17 protein-coding genes are annotated in these 17,405 nt (G+C 71.2%); 7 read left to right on the plus strand and 10 right to left on the minus strand.

All coding sequences use genetic code 11. The features are described 5' to 3' along the window. Window positions 1–49: 49 nt before the first annotated feature. The 6 genes from pucL to ACIOMQ_RS09860 form a co-directional block, all read right to left on the minus strand. Window positions 50–997, minus strand: a complete 948-nt coding sequence (gene pucL, locus ACIOMQ_RS09835) for a factor-independent urate hydroxylase (RefSeq protein WP_362197427.1) — start codon at window positions 995–997, stop codon at window positions 50–52. Between the two features lie 6 nt (window positions 998–1,003). Next, window positions 1,004–1,396 carry a hydroxyisourate hydrolase gene (uraH, locus tag ACIOMQ_RS09840; protein ID WP_362197430.1) on the minus strand — a complete coding sequence of 131 codons (393 nt, stop codon included), beginning with the start codon at window positions 1,394–1,396 and terminating at the stop codon, window positions 1,004–1,006. Between the two features lie 20 nt (window positions 1,397–1,416). After that, entirely contained in the window at window positions 1,417–1,923 is a 507-nt protein-coding gene (uraD, locus tag ACIOMQ_RS09845) for a 2-oxo-4-hydroxy-4-carboxy-5-ureidoimidazoline decarboxylase (protein WP_362197433.1), read from the minus strand. 191 nt (window positions 1,924–2,114) lie between these two features. Next, the gene (locus tag ACIOMQ_RS09850; protein ID WP_389798963.1) at window positions 2,115–2,492 is read right to left on the minus strand and encodes a helix-turn-helix domain-containing protein; all 378 of its coding nucleotides are present in this window, start codon (window positions 2,490–2,492) and stop codon (window positions 2,115–2,117) included. After that, window positions 2,489–2,740, minus strand: coding sequence for a hypothetical protein (locus ACIOMQ_RS09855; RefSeq protein WP_362197478.1), 252 nt, complete (start codon window positions 2,738–2,740; stop codon window positions 2,489–2,491). The genes ACIOMQ_RS09850 and ACIOMQ_RS09855 overlap by 4 nt, the downstream gene beginning before the upstream one ends. A 119-nt stretch (window positions 2,741–2,859) precedes the next feature. Then, window positions 2,860–4,065: a lactonase family protein gene (locus ACIOMQ_RS09860; RefSeq protein ID WP_362197481.1), complete on the minus strand. Its 1,206-nt coding sequence runs from the start codon at window positions 4,063–4,065 to the stop codon at window positions 2,860–2,862. Window positions 4,066–4,333: 268 nt separating this feature from the next. Between ACIOMQ_RS09860 and ACIOMQ_RS09865 the strand changes: the two genes are divergently transcribed. The 3 genes from ACIOMQ_RS09865 to ACIOMQ_RS09875 all read left to right on the plus strand — a co-directional run bounded on the left by ACIOMQ_RS09865 (window position 4,334) and on the right by ACIOMQ_RS09875 (window position 7,799). Next, window positions 4,334–5,173 carry a TIM barrel protein gene (locus ACIOMQ_RS09865; RefSeq protein ID WP_401755870.1) on the plus strand — a complete coding sequence of 280 codons (840 nt, stop codon included), beginning with the start codon at window positions 4,334–4,336 and terminating at the stop codon, window positions 5,171–5,173. Between the two features lie 47 nt (window positions 5,174–5,220). After that, window positions 5,221–6,120, plus strand: a complete 900-nt coding sequence (locus ACIOMQ_RS09870) for a 2-hydroxy-3-oxopropionate reductase (RefSeq protein ID WP_401755868.1) — start codon at window positions 5,221–5,223, stop codon at window positions 6,118–6,120. Window positions 6,121–6,341: 221 nt separating this feature from the next. Next, window positions 6,342–7,799, plus strand: coding sequence for a catalase (locus ACIOMQ_RS09875; RefSeq protein WP_402188504.1), 1,458 nt, complete (start codon window positions 6,342–6,344; stop codon window positions 7,797–7,799). A gap of 360 nt (window positions 7,800–8,159) precedes the next feature. Here the strand turns inward: ACIOMQ_RS09875 and gcl are convergent, their stop codons facing one another. Then, entirely contained in the window at window positions 8,160–9,935 is a 1,776-nt protein-coding gene (gene gcl / locus ACIOMQ_RS09880) for a glyoxylate carboligase (protein ID WP_401755862.1), read from the minus strand. Window positions 9,936–10,264: 329 nt separating this feature from the next. Here gcl and ACIOMQ_RS09885 point away from each other — a divergent pair, with 329 nt between their 5' ends. The 3 genes from ACIOMQ_RS09885 to ACIOMQ_RS09895 all read left to right on the plus strand — a co-directional run bounded on the left by ACIOMQ_RS09885 (window position 10,265) and on the right by ACIOMQ_RS09895 (window position 11,882). Further along, window positions 10,265–11,002: a hypothetical protein gene (locus ACIOMQ_RS09885; protein WP_362198048.1), complete on the plus strand. Its 738-nt coding sequence runs from the start codon at window positions 10,265–10,267 to the stop codon at window positions 11,000–11,002. 27 nt (window positions 11,003–11,029) lie between these two features. Further along, window positions 11,030–11,584 (plus strand): GNAT family N-acetyltransferase, encoded by a 555-nt coding sequence (locus ACIOMQ_RS09890; protein WP_362197496.1) that lies wholly within the window; start codon window positions 11,030–11,032, stop codon window positions 11,582–11,584. Window positions 11,585–11,660: 76 nt separating this feature from the next. Continuing rightward, the gene (locus tag ACIOMQ_RS09895) at window positions 11,661–11,882 is read left to right on the plus strand and encodes a hypothetical protein (protein WP_362197499.1); all 222 of its coding nucleotides are present in this window, start codon (window positions 11,661–11,663) and stop codon (window positions 11,880–11,882) included. A 22-nt stretch (window positions 11,883–11,904) separates the two neighbouring features. Here ACIOMQ_RS09895 and ACIOMQ_RS09900 read toward each other — a convergent pair whose 3' ends face one another. Then, window positions 11,905–13,512 carry an AMP-binding protein gene (locus tag ACIOMQ_RS09900; RefSeq protein WP_402188506.1) on the minus strand — a complete coding sequence of 536 codons (1,608 nt, stop codon included), beginning with the start codon at window positions 13,510–13,512 and terminating at the stop codon, window positions 11,905–11,907. Then, the gene (locus tag ACIOMQ_RS09905; RefSeq protein WP_362197504.1) at window positions 13,509–15,185 is read right to left on the minus strand and encodes an AMP-binding protein; all 1,677 of its coding nucleotides are present in this window, start codon (window positions 15,183–15,185) and stop codon (window positions 13,509–13,511) included. Before ACIOMQ_RS09905 ends, ACIOMQ_RS09900 begins: the two co-directional genes overlap by 4 nt. A gap of 143 nt (window positions 15,186–15,328) precedes the next feature. Between ACIOMQ_RS09905 and ACIOMQ_RS09910 the strand changes: the two genes are divergently transcribed. Then, window positions 15,329–16,171: a LuxR C-terminal-related transcriptional regulator gene (locus ACIOMQ_RS09910; protein WP_362197507.1), complete on the plus strand. Its 843-nt coding sequence runs from the start codon at window positions 15,329–15,331 to the stop codon at window positions 16,169–16,171. A 16-nt stretch (window positions 16,172–16,187) separates the two neighbouring features. On the opposite strand, the gene ACIOMQ_RS09915 is transcribed toward ACIOMQ_RS09910, so the two are convergent. Next, entirely contained in the window at window positions 16,188–17,378 is a 1,191-nt protein-coding gene (locus ACIOMQ_RS09915) for a winged helix DNA-binding domain-containing protein (protein ID WP_362197510.1), read from the minus strand. Window positions 17,379–17,405 lie beyond the last annotated feature (27 nt).

Genomic DNA, 17,405 nt, shown 5'->3' on the forward strand with positions numbered 1-17,405 from the left:
GCCGGTCCCCGCCCGGCTGTGCGCGGGCGGGGACCGGCTCAGCGCCGCGTCAGAGGTTGGTCATGTCGACCGGGATCTGCGGCTCGGCACCGTCCCGTATCACGGTGGCCTCGATCAGGCCGTACGGGCGGTCCGCCGCGAAGTAGACCTCATGGTCGTTCTTGAGCCCGAACGGCTCCAGGTCCACCAGGAAGTGATGCTTGTTCGGCAGCGAGAAGCGGATCTCGTCGATCTCGCTGCGGCTGTTGATGATGCGCGAACCCATCTGGTACAGGGTCTGCTGAAGAGAGAGGGAGTACGTCTCGGCGAAGGCCTGGAGCATGTGCTTGCGCGCCTGCCCGTAGGACTTCTCCCAGTTCGGCATCCGCGCGTCGTCGCTGGTCCAGTTGTACCGCCACTTGGCGGAGACCTCGGTCGCGAGGATGCGGTCGTACGCCTCCTTGAGGGTCGTGTACTCGTCCTTGACGTAGCCCCAGAACTCGGAGTTGGTGGAGTTCATCACCACGAGGTCCTTGAGCCCCGAGATGATCTGCCACTTCTCGCCGTCGAAGGTGATCTGGGTGGTGCGCGTCTCCTGGCCCCTGCGCACGAAGGAGTGCTTGACCTCGTCGGCGCCGATGAACTGCGAGTTGGCGTCCGAGGTGGCGATGCGCTCCCAGGCGTACTCCTCGATCCGGATCCGAGCCGTCCTGATCGGCTCCTGCGACGTCACGAAGTGGCGGGCGAGGTGGATGCCGAACTGTTCGGCCGACTCGATGCCGTGTTGCTTGGCGAACGCGTACACCGTGTTCTTGGTCGTGTCGGTCGGCAGGACATGGGCGTTGGAGCCGGAGTAGTGGACGTCTTCCATGTCGCCGGAGAGGGCGACCGAGACGTTCAGATCCTTGATGTGGTGGGTGTCGCCGTCCCGCGTGATCCTGACGACGCGGTTCTCTGCTTTGCCGTACTGGTTCTGGCCGAGGATCACAGGGCGGGCCTGGTGGGAATGGACGGTCATTGTCTGCTAGCTCCCTCGGTAAACGGAGTAGCCGAACGGGTTGAGCAGCAGCGGTACGTGGTAGTGCTCGCCCGGGGTGACGGCGAATGCGACCGCCACCTCCGGGAAGAACGCACCGCTGTCCCTTGCGCGGGGGGCGTCCTGCTGCGCCTCGGCTTGCTTCTGGCTGGTGAAGTAGGACTCGGTGTCGAATACGAGCCGTACGTGGGTGGTGCCTTCCGGCAGGGCCGGCAGATCTTTGCAGCGCCCGTCCGCATCGGTCGCGGATCCGCCGAGCGTCACGTACTGCGCGTCGCCGTCGCCGCGGGCGGCCAGGGAAACGGTGACGGACGCGGCGGGGCGGCCGGTACTGGTGTCCAGGATGTGGGTGGACACCGATGCGGTGGTGTCGGTGCTCAAGGCCGTCACGCTCCTTGTTCTCAGAGGTCCTGTACGAGGCGGGTGAGCCGGATGCGATTGATCTTGCCCAGTTCGGTGCGCACGATCCCGCGCTCCTGCTCGGGCGGGTTCCCGATCCGGGACTTCACCGCGTCGCGCATCTGTTCACCGGTGGCCCCGGTGGCGCAGATCAGGAAGACGTGCCCGAACCGCTCCTGGTAGGCCAGGTTCAGTTCGAGCATCTCGGCCTTGAGTTCCTCGGAGGCGTCGGCCATCCCCCGCTGTTCGCGGGAGGAGGCCGGGTCTCCGGGCTTCGGACGGCCGATCGGCGGGTGACCGGCCATCGCGTCGGCCAGGTCCTCCGGGGTCAGCGCGGCCGTGGCGGCGTCACCGGCGGAGAGAAGGGCTTCCGCGGTGGCGTACGGGCGTCGGGAGAGGATCGCTCTTCCCCATGCCGCACTGGCACACACCTCGTGCAACGCGGTGGTGGCCTCGTCGTCCGCCAGGGTGTTGAACCGGGCCAGGCCCGGCGTGGAGCTCGAAGTCACGGGAGCCTCCGTGGCTGTTTTCGCTGGGCGTCGCTGCGCTTCGCGTCGGTCGGGCTGCGGATAGCTAACGCCCTCGACAACACCACGTCAACACTTTGTTGAAATTACGCGCAGGCAAAAGGCCGTCGCCCCATGCCCGGGACGACGGCCTTGCGCGGCCCTCGACGGCCTTCGCTCACCTGTGGCCTCAACTACTCGCCCTTGGCGGCGATTTCCCTGTTGAGGTAGTTGTAGACGGTGAAGCGGCTGACCCCCAGCGCGCCCGCCACCGTCTCCACACCGTGCCGTACGGAGAAGGCACCGCGCGCTTCCAGAGCCCGTACGACCGACTGCTTGGTCCTGCGGTCCAGCTCGGCGAGCGGCATGCCGTGCCGGCGCTCCATGGCGGCCAGGATGTGGTCGAGCGACTCCGAGAGCTGGGGCAGCCGGACAGCTATGACGTCCTCACCCTCCCAGGCCAGCACGACGTCATCGGGCTGAGCGCGCTCGGGCCCGAGCAGCTCGGCGCCCATGGCGTCGACGAGCGGCTTGACCGCGGCAACGAGGGGGTGGTCCGCCGGTTCGGTCACTTCGGGCCCTCCCCGATCACGTTGACCTGGAGCGACACCCGGGTGGCACCCGATGTCAGGGTGCGGCGCAGCAGGGAGTCCACCGCGGTGAGCACCTCGTCCGCGCCGCCCTCCGCGGTGTTGCCGAAGGGGCCGACGTCCACGGCGTCCAGCTCGGCGTTCTGGATGACCTCGCGGGCGACGACCGCGTGGGCGGGCGCCTCGTCGAGATCGAAGGGCTCGGTGGTGAACTCCACTCTCAAGCGCACTGTGCCTCCCTGGTGCGTTCGCCGCGTCCTTGTGGACCCGCGGCCCGGGGCCCGACCCTAACGGACGGGCACCGGGAGCGTCCGGTGACGGCCGCCCCCGTCCGCGGGGAGGGTCCCGTTCACTCGCGGGACGGTCCCGGCGCCCGGTACGGGAGCACGCAGACGGCCACCGGGGCGGGGAAGGCGTCGCCGGTGCGGGTCAGGCCGCCGCTGCCCGCGTCGACCCGGAAGACCGTCACCGTGCTCGACTTCTGGTTGGCGGCGAAGAGCAGCCGCCCGTCCGGCGAGAAGGCGATCTGGCGGGGGAAGTCGCCGCCGACCGGCACGGTGCCGAGCAGCCGCAGCGTTGCCCCGTCGTCCTCGACCGCGTACCGCGTCAGGCTGTTGTGTCCCCGGTTGGCGAGGTAGGCGAAGCGGCCGTCGCCGGTGACCAGGAACTGCGCGGGGTAGCTGGCGCCGGCGCCGGTCCCGGTGGGCTGCGGAGCGCCCGGGGAGAGGATGCCGGTGGCCGGGTCGTAGCCGCAGACGACGGCGGTGTTGTCCACCTCGCAGGCCAGGTAGGCGAAGCGGCCGCCCGGGTGGAAGGTGAGGTGGCGCGGTCCGGCACCGGGGCGCAGGGCCGCGCAGGAGACCTGGGCGAGCGTGCCGCGCTCCTCGTCGAGCCGGTATGTGTACACGGAGTCGTTGCCGAGGTCCACGGCGAGGATGTGGTCGCCGTCCGGGGTGGTGATGATCTGGTGGGCGTGCGGCCCGTCCTGGCCGGGGCCGGGCGGTGGGGCGGTGTGGGCGACCAGGTCCGTGCGCTCCCCCAGCGAGCCGTCGTCCCGGACGGGGTGCACCGCGACACTGCCGGCGGTGTAGTTCGCGGTGAGCAGCCACCTTCCCGTGGGGTGGACGGAGAGATGGGTGGGTCCCGCCCCGCCCGTGCTGCGGGTTCCGAGCACCCGGTGGCTGCCGTCCGGCGAGAGCGCGACGGCCGTCACCCCGCCGCGCTCCTGCTCGTCGACCGCGTACACGGTGGTGCCCGAGGGATGCATGGCCAGGTACGAGGGGTTCTCGACGCCGGTGATCACGGGGCCGCCGGAGACCGCCCCGGTGGCGGTGCCGTACGCCGCCGTGCCGATGCCCGTGCCGCCGCCTTCGGCCGAGGTGTACGTGCCGAGCAGCAACGGCCCGGTGCCGCGCGGGCGCGAACCGACCGCGGGCCCGGAGTCCGGCGCGGCCCCCGGCCGCCGGGCCGGGCGCGGCGGTGCGGGGGCCACGGACAGGGCGGCGCCGGCGAGGAGGGCTCCGAGGACGGCGCGCCGGCTGGTGGCGTGGTTCATGCGAGGCACCTCGTGTGGGGGTCGAGTGCGGGCGTCGGGCGTGGGCGCCGAGTGCGGCGGCCGAGCCGGCCGCGCCGGCTGCACCAGCCACCCTGTCCCGCCCCGTACCCCCTCGGCAACCGTGCAATTCCGGCTTCACCTCGCGCAACCCGCGCGAAGGCACCCGGCCCGGATTCCGGGCACCCCCTTGACAGCTCTCCCACCTCCGGGCACTCTTCCGTTAGACAGAAACCAACTTCCGCAATACGGAAGGAGCACCGACACCCTCATGGGCTACCCGGACCAGCGCTTCGATGTGAACCTGTCGATCCTCTTCACGGAACTCCCGCTCCTGGAGCGCCCCGCGGCCGCCGCCGCGGCCGGCTTCACGGCGGTCGAGCTGTGGTGGCCCTGGATCGAGACCCCCACTCCGCCGCAGGCCGAGCTCGACGCCCTCAAGAAGGCGCTCGACGAAGCGGGCACGCGGTTGGTGGGACTGAACTTCTACGCCGGGCAGCTGCCCGGTCCCGACCGCGGCGCGCTCTCCGTGCCCGGCGAGGAATCGGACCGCTTCCGCGCCAATGTCGAGGTGGCGGCCGGCTTCGCCGCCTCGGTCGGCTGCCAGGCCCTCAACGCGCTCTACGGCAACCGCGTCGACGGCGTGGACCCGGCCGTGCAGGACGAACTCGCCCTGGAGAACCTGACCGCCGCCGCCCGCGCGGCCGACCGGACCGGAGCGGTCCTCCTGATCGAGACGCTCAACGAGCCGGAGTCGCCGCTCTACCCCCTGGTGAGCGCTCCGGCCGGGATCGAGGTCGTCGACAGGGTCAATGCGGCGACGGGGCTCGGGAACACGAAGTTCCTGCTGGACCTGTACCACCTGTCGATGAACGGCGAGGACCTCGGCCGGGCCATCGCGGCGTACGCCGGGAAGACCGGTCACGTCCAGATCGCCGACAACCCGGGACGCGGCGCGCCCGGCACCGGCTCACTCCCGCTGGAGCGGCTCCTCGACGAGCTGACCGAGGCCGGCTACGACGGCTGGGTCGGCCTGGAGTACAAGCCGGGCGACCGGCCGAGCGCCGAGGCCTTCGAGTGGCTCCCGGCCACCGCGCGGGCCGCCCGCTGAGGGCGGGCGGCTCCCCCTCGTACACACGCCTATCGGAAGGCACCCTCATGAGCAACAACCTCCCCAAGGTTGCGTGGATCGGCCTCGGCATCATGGGCTCCCCCATGTCCGAGAACCTGATCAAGGCCGGGTACGACGTCACCGGTCACACCCTGGAGCAGGACAAGACCGACCGGCTGGTCGCGGCCGGCGGCACGGGCGCGGGTTCGATCGCCGAGGCGGTCCGGGACGCCGACGTCGTCATCACGATGGTGCCCGCCTCCCCGCAGGTCGAGGCCGTCGCGTACGGCCCCGACGGCATCCTGGCGAACGCGAGGAGCGGCGCGCTGCTGATCGACATGTCGTCGATCACTCCGCAGACCTCGGTGGACCTCGCGAAGAACGCGAAGGAGAAGGGCATCCGGGTGCTGGACGCCCCGGTGTCCGGCGGCGAGGCCGGTGCGATCGAGGCCGTGCTGTCGATCATGGTCGGCGGTGAGCAGACCGACTTCGACGCCGCGCAGCCGATCCTCCGGGCGCTCGGCAGGACCATCGTGCGGTGCGGTCCGCACGGCTCCGGCCAGACGGTGAAGGCCGCCAACCAGCTGATCGTCGCGGTCAACATCCAGGCGTGCGCCGAGGCGGTCGTCTTCCTGGAGAAGTCCGGTGTCGACCTCGCCGCCGCGCTGGATGTCCTCAACGGCGGGCTGGCCGGTTCGACGGTCCTGACCCGCAAGAAGGAGAACTTCCTGAAGCGGGACTTCGCGCCGGGCTTCCGGATCGACCTGCACCACAAGGACATGGGCATCGTCACGGACGCCGCCCGCCATGTCGGTGCCGCGCTGCCCGTCGGCGCCGTGGTCGCCCAGCTCGTCGCCTCGCTCCGCGCCCAGGGCGACGGCGGACTCGACCACTCGGCACTGCTGCGCTCGGTCGAGCGCCTGTCGGGCCGGCCGGTCCAGGTCTGACCGTCCGGGCCCCGCCGGGCCCGGCACCCGGAGACTTCCGGATGGCGTCGGCGCCGACACCTGTCCTGTCGCGCCCAGGCGTCGACGCCGTCCGGAACACCGGATTCCCGATTTCAACAAACTGTTGACGCCGGGTTCGGGGCGTATCTACGCTCCTGGAGCCCCAAGCCGTCGTAGTTCAGCAGCTCAGCAGCTCTCGTACGGAAGGTCGCCCCGACACCATGACGCAGCGTGTGCTTACGACCGAGTCAGGCGCCCCGGTCGCCGACAACCAGAACTCCGCCACCGCCGGCGTCGGTGGCCCGATCCTCCTCCAGGACCAGCACCTGCTGGAGAAGCTGGCCCGCTTCAACCGGGAGCGCATACCGGAGCGCGTGGTCCATGCCCGGGGCTCCGGCGCGTACGGCTACTTCGAAGTGACCGATGACATCACGGCGTTCACCCGCGCGGACTTCCTCTCCGAGGTCGGCAGGCGCACCGAGACGTTCATCCGCTTCTCGACCGTCGCCGATTCGCTGGGCGGCGCGGACGCCGTACGCGATCCACGCGGCTTCGCCCTCAAGTTCTATACGGACGAGGGCAATTACGACCTGGTCGGCAACAACACCCCGGTGTTCTTCATCAAGGACCCGGTCAAGTTCCCCGACTTCATCCACTCGCAGAAGCGCGATCCGTTCACGGGCCGTCAGGAACCGGACAACGTATGGGACTTCTGGGCCCACGCGCCCGAGGCGACGCACCAGGTCACCTGGCTGATGGGGGACCGCGGCATCCCCGCCTCGTACCGCCACATGAACGGCTACGGCTCGCACACGTACCAGTGGACGAACGCCGAGGGCGAAGCCTTCTTCGTCAAGTACCACTTCAAGACGAACCAGGGGGTGCGCTGCCTCTCCAGTGAGCAGGCCGCCGAACTGGCGGGCAAGGACGGCAGCTCGCACCAGACGGACCTGCTCCAGGCCATCGACCGCGGGGTGAACCCGTCCTGGACGCTGTACGTGCAGGTCATGCCGGCCGCGGAGGCCGCGGGCTACCGCTTCAACCCGTTCGACCTGACCAAGGTGTGGCCGCACGCGGACCACCCGCTGCGGCGGGTGGGCCGGCTGGTCCTCGACCGCAACCCGGACAACGTCTTCGCCGAGGTCGAGCAGGCCGCGTTCTCCCCGAACAACTTCGTACCCGGCATCGGCCCGTCCCCGGACAAGATGCTCCAGGGCCGCCTGTTCGCCTACGCCGACGCGCACCGCTACCGGCTGGGCGTCAACCACACCCAGCTCCCGGTGAACGCGCCGCGCACCGCGGCCGTCGACAACTACGGCCGCGACGGGCTGCACGCCACCCGCAACGGCGCGCGCCACGACAAGAACTACGAGCCCAACTCGTACGCGGGCCCCGCCCAGACCGGCGCGGCGCTCTCCGCCCCGCTCGCGGTCCACGGCTGGACCGGCACCCACGCGGCGCCCGCCCACACCAAGGACGACGACTTCTTCCAGGCGGGCGAGCTGTACCGGCTGATGTCCGAGGACGAGAAGGGACGCCTGGTCGCCAACATCGCCGGGGGCCTCTCCCAGGTGAGCCGCGACGATGTCATCGAGAAGAACCTCGCCCACTTCCACGCGGCCGACGCCGACTACGGCAAGCGCGTGGAGGAGGCCGTCCGCGCCCTGCGCGAGGACTGAGCCTCCCACCGAGCCCTGCTCGCGCCGCATACCCGGATGAGGGGTGTCGTGCGGCGGGGGCAGGACGAGGTCGCGGCGGCCGTGCGATGCCAGTGCGGTGGTGGGGGCAGGCGTCCGCTCCCCTCCTGACCTGAAGGATGAGGAGGGCCGCCCGCCCGATCGCCGCCGCCGCGACCCCTGTTGTGTTCTCCCGTGCCAGGGCGCGGAGTACGGATACGGTCCCGTACTCCGCGCCCTTCTCCGCGTTCCCGGCTCCGCCCCGGGTCCTGGCCGCGGCCGAGGACGGCGCGCCGGCCCCGCAAGGACGCGGCCCCCGCCCCGGCTGTCGGGGGCGGGGGCCGCGGACGGGCCGACGGATCGTCAGGACACCGCGAGCGGGCGGATCGCGGTCGGTGCGTGGGACGGGTCCGTCGCGACGTCCTCGAACTCGTTGACGGACGCGATGTCCGTGCCGCTCATCGCGATGTTCGTCACGCGCTCCAGAATCGCTTCGACGACCACCGGCACCCGGAACTCCGCGGCCAGCTTCTTGGCCTCCTCGAAGGCCGGCAGCAGCCGGTCCGGCTCGGTGACCCGGATCGCCCGGCAGCCCAGGCCCTCGACGACCTTGACGTGGTCGACCCCGTAGCCGCCGACCTCCGGCGAGTTGAGGTTCTCGAACTCCAGGTTGACCTGGAAGTCGATGTCGAAGGCACGCTGCGCCTGACGGATCAGGCCCAGGTAGGAGTTGTTCACCAGGACATGGACGTACGGGATGCGGTGCTGCGCGCCGACCGCCAGCTCCTCCAGCATGAACTGGAAGTCGTAGTCGCCGGAGAGCGCGACGACGGAACCGTCCGGGTCGGCCGTGGCGACGCCCAGCGCGGCCGGGACGGTCCAGCCGAGCGGGCCCGCCTGGCCGCAGTTGATCCAGTGGCGCGGCCGGTAGACGTGCAGCAGCTGCGCACCGGCGATCTGGGAGAGGCCGATCGTGGTGACGTACCGGGTCTCGGGTCCGAAGGCCCGGTTCATCTCCTCGTACACCCGCTGCGGCTTCAGCGGCACGTTGTCGAAGTGCGTACGGCGCTGCAGCGCGGCCCGGCGTTCCTGGGTGGACGCGGCCCACTCCGAGCGGTCCTTGAGCTTCCCCGCGGTCTTCAGCTCGCGTGCCGCCTCGACGAACAGTTCCAGCGCGGCCCCGGCGTCGGAGACGATCCCGAGGCCGGGGGCGAAGATCTTGCCGAGCTGGGTGGGCTCGATGTCCACATGGACGAAGGTGCGGCCCCGGGTGTAGACGTCCAGCTTGCCGGTGTGGCGGTTGGCCCAGCGGTTGCCGATGCCGAGGACGAAGTCGGACTCCAGGAAGTTCGCGTTGCCGTAGCGGTGCGAGGTCTGGAGGCCGACCATGCCCGCGTTCAGCGCGTGGTCGTCGGCGAGGACGCCCCAGCCCATCAGGGTCGGGACGACCGGAACCCCCGTCACCTCGGCGAATTCCACCAGGAGTGCGCACGCGTCGGCGTTGATGACGCCGCCGCCCGCGACGATCAGGGGGCGCTCGGAGGCGTTCAGCATCTCCAGGGCGCGCTCGGTCTGCTTGCGGGTCGCGGCGGGCCTGTGCACCGGCAGCGGCTCGTACAGCTCGGGGTCGAACTCGATCTCGGTGAGCTGGACATCGATGGGCAGGTCGATGAGGACCGGGCCGGGCCGGCCGGTGCGCATCAGCTGGAAGGCCTGCTGGAAGACGCCCGGGACCTGGGCGGCTTCGAGAACGGTCGTGGCGGCCTTGGTGACGGGCGCCGCGATCGAGGCGATGTCGACCGCCTGGAAGTCCTCCTTGTGGAGCACGGCGGTCGGGGCCTGTCCGGTGATGCAGAGGATCGGGATCGAGTCGGCGATCGCGGAGTACAGGCCGGTGATCATGTCGGTGCCGGCCGGTCCCGAGGTGCCGATGCAGACACCGATGTTGCCCGGACGGGCGCGGGTGTAGCCCTCCGCCATGTGGGAGGCGCCCTCGACATGGCGGGCGAGCGTGTGATGAACCCCGCCAGCGGCCTTGAGGGCCGCGTAGAAGGGGTTGATCGCCGCGCCCGGCACACCGAACGCGTTGCTGACGCCTTCGCGCTTGAGGATCTCAACTGCCGCTCGGGCAGCGGTCATTCGAGGCATTGAGTGCTCCTGCTCGGACCTGGTGGAGTCGGGCTCTGTCGCGCCACCTGAGAGCACCAATTCCGCATGACGGAAACTTGATTCTGTTATACGGAAATCAATCTAAAGTGCGGCCGGACGGCCGTCAAGGGAGTCCGCGCACGGCGGACCGATCCGCGCGGCGGTCCGCGAAGTACGCCAAGTCGCCCCCCGGCACCTCGCTCTTGATGGACGATGGGGTACGGAGCGCAGTGGGCCCGGACGGGTCGGCGCCGGCGCGTCGCGGTGCGCCGAGGCGGCCCGTCGCCGGGGCGCACGCCCGGGGCCGGAGGGAGATCATGGTGGAGTCGGTGCCGGTACGCTGTCCGGCCTGCCGCCGCGCCCACGCGTACAGCGCGCCGGTCTACCCCTGCCCGTGCGGTGCGCCGACCGCCCCGCCCGTGCTGCGCGGCGCCCCGGTCGTACCGATCACGCACCGCACCTGGAACGACGACTGGGTGGCGGTGCGCTGCCGCTCCTGCGGGCGCCTCGACCAGTGGCCGCAGCCGGAGCTGTACTGCCCGTGCGGGACGGTGCTGCGGATACCGGTCCGTCCGCCGGCGGCCTCCGACGACACCGACGCCACCGCCTCCCCCGCCGACGGGAGCCGGTCCGCCCGGCCGTCCCACATCCCGCTGCCGCGCACGGCGCCGCCGCCCCGGCCCGCGTTCCGGCCGCGGCCGATCCGTACGGCACCCGACGCGGTCGCCTGCGCCGCCCTGTATCTGAACTGGCTGGGCTACCACGATGCCGTACAGCCGGCGGAGCGCTCCCCCGAGCGGATCGACCTGCGCGCCACCGGACTGGTCGCCCGGGTCGACGCCACCACCCGCCCGGCCGCCCTGCGTGACGTCGAGTGCCTCTGGCTGCACGCGCTGAGCGCGTCCGTCACGAGCGTGTTCTTCTCACTCGCGGGCTACGCCCAGGATGCCGAAGCCCGCGCGGACGGGCTCGGCGTCCCGCTCTTCGTGATGGACGTCACGGGAACGCCGCAGCCGGCCAACAGTTCCGCGGACGAGCTGATCAGCACCGGGGCCTGAGATCTTCCGGGGCGCCATACTGACCGTATGCGTATCCGTACCACCCGCCGCTCCGATCTGCCGCTGCTCCAGGACATCGAGCGAGCCGCCGGCGAACCGTTCCGCGCGCTCGGCATGACCGCCATCGCGGACGACGACCCTCCGCCCCTCGATCTGCTGGACGGCTACCGCCTGGCCGGCCGCGCCTGGGTGGCCGCGGACGCCGACGACCGCCCGGTCGGCTATCTGATCGCCGACCCGGTCGACGGCGCGGCCCACATCGAGCAGGTCTCCGTCCATCCGTCCGCCGCGCGGCGCGGACTGGGCAGCACACTCATCGACCATCTCGCCGCGTGGGCGGCCGACCGGCGGCTGAGCGCGCTCACGCTGACGACCTTCTCCCACGTCCCGTGGAACGCCCCGTACTACACCCGCCTCGGCTTCCGTACGCTCACGGAATCCGAACTCACCGAGGGGCTGCGGAAGATCAGGGCGGAGGAGGCGGAACACGGCCTGGACCGCTGGCCGAGAGTCTGCATGCGCCGCGAGATCCCGCGCGCCGAGCCCGGCCCGCACCTCAGCGGAACCGGTCGGCAACAGTGAGTGCAATCGGTCACGTTCGGGCCAGGGGCCACAAATGTTCGGGCCGCTGTCAGTGGCGGGCCTTAAGGTAGGGGACATGGCTTTAACTCCACGGCACACCCCACCCACCGACCCGTCGCACACGACCCGACCGACGCCCCCGTCCGCCGCCGAGGCGAACGAGGCGATACGGGCGCTGGTCGACGCGCGAGCCGGCCAGGACTGGTCCTCCGTGGAGTCCGCCGCCTACGAGGTGCTGCTGATCGAATGGGCGGCCGCGACCCGGGGCGTTGCCGGGGACATCATCGAGGCCGCCTGACAGCGCCCGGGGCAGTCCGCTCCTACCGGCCGTAGCCCTCCCGCAGTTCGATCTTCCGGACCTTCCCGCTGACCGTCATCGGGAAGGTCTCCAGGATCTGCAGCCGTCGCGGGATCTTGTAGTGCGCCAGCTGTTCACGGCAGTAGCCCGTCACCTCGTCCAGGGTCGGCGGGTCCGCCGGATCCCTCGGGATGACGCAGGCCAGGATCTCCTCCCCGTACTTGTCGTCCGGTACGCCCACCACCTGCACATCCGCGATCTTCGGGTGGCCGTAGAGGAACTCCTCGATCTCCCGCGGGTACACGTTCTCGCCACCACGGATGATCATGTCCTTGATCCGGCCGACGATCTCGACGTAGCCGTCCTCCCGCATCACGGCGAGGTCCCCGGTGTGCATCCAGCGGCCGGCGTCTATCACCTCCGCGGTGCGCTCGGCCTGCTCCCAGTAACCGAGCATCACGCTGTAGCCCCGGGTACGGAGTTCGCCCCCCGCGCCGCGCTCCAGGGTCACCCCGGTCACCGGGTCGACCACCTTGACCTCGATGTGCGGCATGACGCGGCCGACCGTGCCGGTGCGGCGCTCCAGGTCGTCGTCGCGGCGGGTCTGGGTGGAGACCGGCGAGGTCTCCGTCATGCCGTAGCAGATGGACACCTCGTCCATGTGCATCTCGGCGACGACCCGCTTCATCACCTCGACCGGGCAGGGCGATCCGGCCATGATGCCGGTGCGCAGCGAGGAGAGGTCGTACGAGGCGAAGTCGGCGAGGTCCAGCTCCGCGATGAACATGGTGGGGACGCCGTAGAGCGAGGTGCACCGCTCCTGTTGGACGGCGGCCAGCACGGCGGCGGGCTCGAAGGAGGGCGCCGGGATCACGATGCAGGCGCCGTGCGAGGTGGCACCGAGGTTGCCCATGACCATGCCGAAGCAGTGGTAGAAGGGGACGGGCAGACAGATCCGGTCCTGTTCCGTGTAGGCGACCAGCTCCCCCACGAAGTAGCCGTTGTTGAGGATGTTGTGGTGGGAGAGGGTGGCCCCCTTGGGGAAGCCGGTGGTACCGGAGGTGTACTGGATGTTGATCGGGTCGTCGCAGGACAACTCTGCCGCGCGGGCCGCGAGTTGTTCCTCCGTCACGGACCCGGACCCGGCCAGCAGGGCGTCCCAGGACGGGTCGCCGATGTAGTGCACGGCACGCAGGGCCGGACAGGTGCCGCGGACCTGGTCGACCAGTGCGCGGTAGTCGCTGGTGCGGTGCGAGAGCGAGGAGACCAGGAGCGAGATCCCGGCCTGCTTCAGCACGTACTCCAGCTCGTGCGCCCGGTAGGCCGGGTTGATGTTGACCATGACGGCGCCGATGCGGGCGGTGGCGTACTGCACGAGGACCCACTCGGGGCAGTTGATCGCCCAGATCCCGACCCGGTCCCCCTTGGCCACCCCCGACGCCATCAGCGCACGGGCCAACTCGTCGACCGCGGCGCCGAATTCGGTGTACGTCCAGCGTCGCCCCGAGGGGACGTCGACGAGCGCCTCGCGCTCCCCGAACGCCTCGACCGCGCGGTCGAGATTGCCCGCGACGGTGTCGCCGAGCAGCGCCGTGGTGCCGGTGCCGTGCGCGTAGGACAGTTCACTCATCGCAGGTCCCCCTCGTCGTACTCGGTGCCGGTGCCCCGGGCCGTGCGCTCACGCAGCTCGATGCGGCGGATCTTGCCGGAGACGGTCTTGGGCAGCTCGGCGAACTCCAGTCGGCGGACCCGCTTGTACGGGGCGAGGACCGCCCGGGAGTGCGCGAACAGCACCTTCGCCGTGTCCGGTCCCGGCTCCCAGCCCTCCGCGAGCACGATGTACGCCTTCGGCACCGCGAGCCGTACCGGGTCGGGGGCCGGGACGACGGCGGCCTCGGCGACCGCCTCGTGCTCCAGCAGCGCGCTCTCCAGCTCGAACGGCGAGATCTTGTAGTCGGACGCCTTGAAGACGTCGTCGGCGCGGCCCACGTAGGTGATGTAGCCGTCCTCGTCGCGGGAACCGATGTCACCGGTGCGGTAGTAGCCGCCGGCCATGGCCTCCGCGGTCCGGTCCGGGTCGCCGTGGTAGCCGGTCATCAGGCCCACCGGACGGTCCGAGAGATCGAGGGAGATCTCCCCCTCGGCGGCGCCGGGCTCGCCGGTGACCGGGTCGAGGAGCTCGACCGTGAAGCCGGGGCTGGGCCGTCCCATCGAACCGGCCTTCAGCAGCTGCCCCGGGGTGTTGGCGACCTGGACGGCGGTCTCCGTCTGGCCGAAGCCGTCCCGGATGGTGACGCCCCAGGTGCGCCGCACCGTCTCGATGACCTCAGGGTTCAGCGGCTCACCGGCCGCGACGACCTCGCGCGGCGGGGTCTTCAGCTGGGAGAGGTCGGCCTGGATCAGCATCCGCCAGACGGTGGGCGGGGCGCAGAAGCTGGTCACGCCCGAGCGGTCCATCTCGGCCATCAGCCGGCCCGCGTCGAAGCGGGTGTAGTTGAAGATGAAGACGGTCGCCTCGGCGCTCCAGGGCGCGAAGAGGTTCGACCAGGCATGCTTGGCCCAGCCCGGCGAGGAGATGTTGAGGTGGACGTCCCCGGGCTTGAGGCCGATCCAGTACATCGTCGACAAGTGGCCCACGGGGTAGGAGACATGGGTGTGCTCGACGAGTTTGGGGCTGGCGGTCGTGCCGGAGGTGAAGTAGAGCATCAGCGGTTCGTCGGCGTCGGTCTCCCGGTCCGCCTCGAAGGTCTCCGGCCGGTCGTCGGCGCCGGTGTACGACAGCCAGCCGGGCACGTCCGCGCCGACGGCGATCCGGGTGTAGTCGCCGGGCACCTCGTCGAACTTGGCGGTGTCGGTGTCCCGCACCAGGACGTGCCGGACCCGGCCGCGCTCCACCCGGTCGCGCAGATCGACCGGGCCGAGGAGCGGGGTGGCGGGGATGACGACGGCGCGCATCTTCATCGCGGCGAGGGCCGTCTCCCACAGCTCGACCTGGTTGCCGAGCATGACGAGGATCCGGTCCCCGGCCCGTACCCCCTGAGCGCGCAGCCAGTTCGCGGCCTGGTTGGAGCGGGCGGACATCCGGGCGAAGGAGACCTCGGTGCGGCCGCCGTCCTCCTCCACGATGTGCAGGGCGGTGCGGTCGTTGTTCTCGGCGATGGCGTCGAACCAGTCGAGCGCCCAGTTGAAATGGTCGGTCCGGGGCCAGCGGAAGCCCTGGTAGGCCGCGTGGTAGTCCTCGCGGTGCTGGAGCAGAAAGTCCCTGGCGGCCCGGAATGTCTCCGTCGCGCTGGTTGCCGACATGTGCCCTCCTCATTGCGGACCGGACCGGTCGCTTAACATCATGTAAACAGTGACCCAGGTCTCACCACCCCCGAACGGGGGTGCGGCGAGCGAGGCTGCCGTGCCTCCGGAGCCGGGCAGGGACCGGGCAGAGAGGCGACAGCGTGCCGGAATCCGTCGATGCGGTCGAGATGCAGGCGGCGCTGCTGCGGCTGCGCCGGATCAGTGGTCTGCCCGTGGCCTTCGGCGGGCTGCTCTCGGATGCCCGCCACGCCCGGATAGCCGAGCTGAACGGGGCGCGGTCGGCCGCCCTGCGCGGGCTCGTCATCTCGGCGGGCAGCGGGCTCGGCGGCAAGTCGATCGCCCTGTCCCGCCCCTGTGCGGTGACCGACTACCGCTCCTCGCGCCACATCAGCCACGAGTACGACGTGGCGGTCGCGGCGGAGGGCCTGCGCGCGGTGGTCGCGGTACCCGTCGTCGTACGGCGCAAGGTGCGTGGCCTGCTGTACGGGGCGCTGCGTGAGCCGGTCGCGCTCGGCGACCGCACGTTCGACGCGGCGGTCGCCGCCGCCCGCGATGTGGAGCAGGCCCTGGTCGTACGGGACGAGGTGCAGCAGCTCCTGGCCGTGACCCGGGAACAGGTCACGGATCCGGCGGCCGCGCCGGAGGCGTGGGAGGACGTCCGCGAGGCGCATCGCGAGCTGCGCGCCCTGGTGCCGAAGGTCGCCGACCCCGCGCTGCGCGACGAGTTGCTCTCGGTGTGCGGGCGGCTCGCCTCGGCGGCCGGGGCCCGGGTGCCGAAGCCCTGCGGTGTGCATCTGGCGCCGCGCGAGGTGGACGTGCTGGCCTGTGTGGCGGCGGGGACGACGAACGCGGTGGCGGCGGAGCGGCTGGGACTGCGGCCGGAGACGGTGAAGGGCTATCTGCGTTCGGCGATGCGCAAGCTGGGCGCGCACACACGGCTGGAGGCCGTGGTGGCGGCCCGGCGCGCGGGGCTGCTGCCGTAGGCGTGCCGGCGGATGCTCAGCGTTCGAAGTCGACGAACGTCGCGAACCGGATGTCGTATCCGTGCGCGTCGGTGGCAGCCGTCGTCAGGGTGGCGAGCATCCGTACCGCCTCTTCCGTGACGGCGTCGTGATCCGCCCGGCTCAGCCTGCCGAGCGGCTGCACGGTGAGGGTCGTCGCACCGGGACCGGCCCCGGGCCCCGCGCCCGCCCCGGCGCCGCCGCCCAGCCGCCAGATCGCCGCGAGGAATCCGTCGACCAGCACCGTTCCGTACGACTGGTTGCCGTTCCCGTTGCGCCCCCGGTACCGCGGCGGAATGACGCGCGTACGGTCCGCGTGGCCGAGCAGCACGTTGTCGAACTCGGGCAGGAAGCGCGGCGGGGCAGGGGTGTCCTCGTCGGGGCGCGGGGCGTCCGGCAGGTCGAAGAGCTCGGTGCCGTTCTCGTCCCGGAAGGTCATGAGCCGCGGCCGCAGCCGTTCGAAGACCTCGCGCAGCCGGGTCAGCCCGGCCCACGTCTGCATGTCCCGCACGGAGGCGGGCCCGAAGGCACCGAGATAGCGCAGCACGGCGGCATCGGGCGCGGGGACCGGCTCCGACGGGCTGCCGAGCCAGTGCTCGGCGGTGGTCAGCGCGACCCGGCCGCTCCTCCCCCACACCCCGCGCGGGGTGACCTGGACCAGCGGCAGCAGACAGCGGGCGGCCACGCCCAGTGCCTGCGGATCGGCCTCGGGCCACTCGGCCAGCAGCGCCTCGCGGATCTCCTTGGGCGTACGGGGCCGCTCCTCGACGAGCTCCCTGGCGAGCGCCCCGAGCCGGTCCGGGTCCACCCCGGCGAGCCCCTTGCGGAAGGTCCTGAGCTCGCGGTCGCGCGCCGCCTGGACGAGCGGGCGCAGGGTGAGCGCGTCCGCCGCGGTGTGCAGGTGGATGGTGGAGCGCAGGGTGACGATCCGGACCACCTCGCGGGACTCCATCAGCTCCGCGAGCTCGGCGGGGGCGAAGCCGTCGAGGCGGGCGCAGAGCTGGTAGTACGGCGGCCTGGTGTTCTGCGCCTGGAGACCGACCAGATGCTCGACGGCGTCCTTCGCGGACATCGGGGTCCGGCGCAGCAGCAGCTGCCGCTCCAGCGTGGCACGGCCCAGCGCGCGCGGTGAGAGCACGACGGGTGCGGCGGGGTTCGTCTTCGCGGCGGTGCTCCGCTTCGGGGCCATGGACGGCACGGTACGCGGGCTTGCGGA

This window comes from Streptomyces sp. NPDC087845 (assembly GCF_044742755.1).
Classification (GTDB): domain Bacteria; phylum Actinomycetota; class Actinomycetes; order Streptomycetales; family Streptomycetaceae; genus Streptomyces.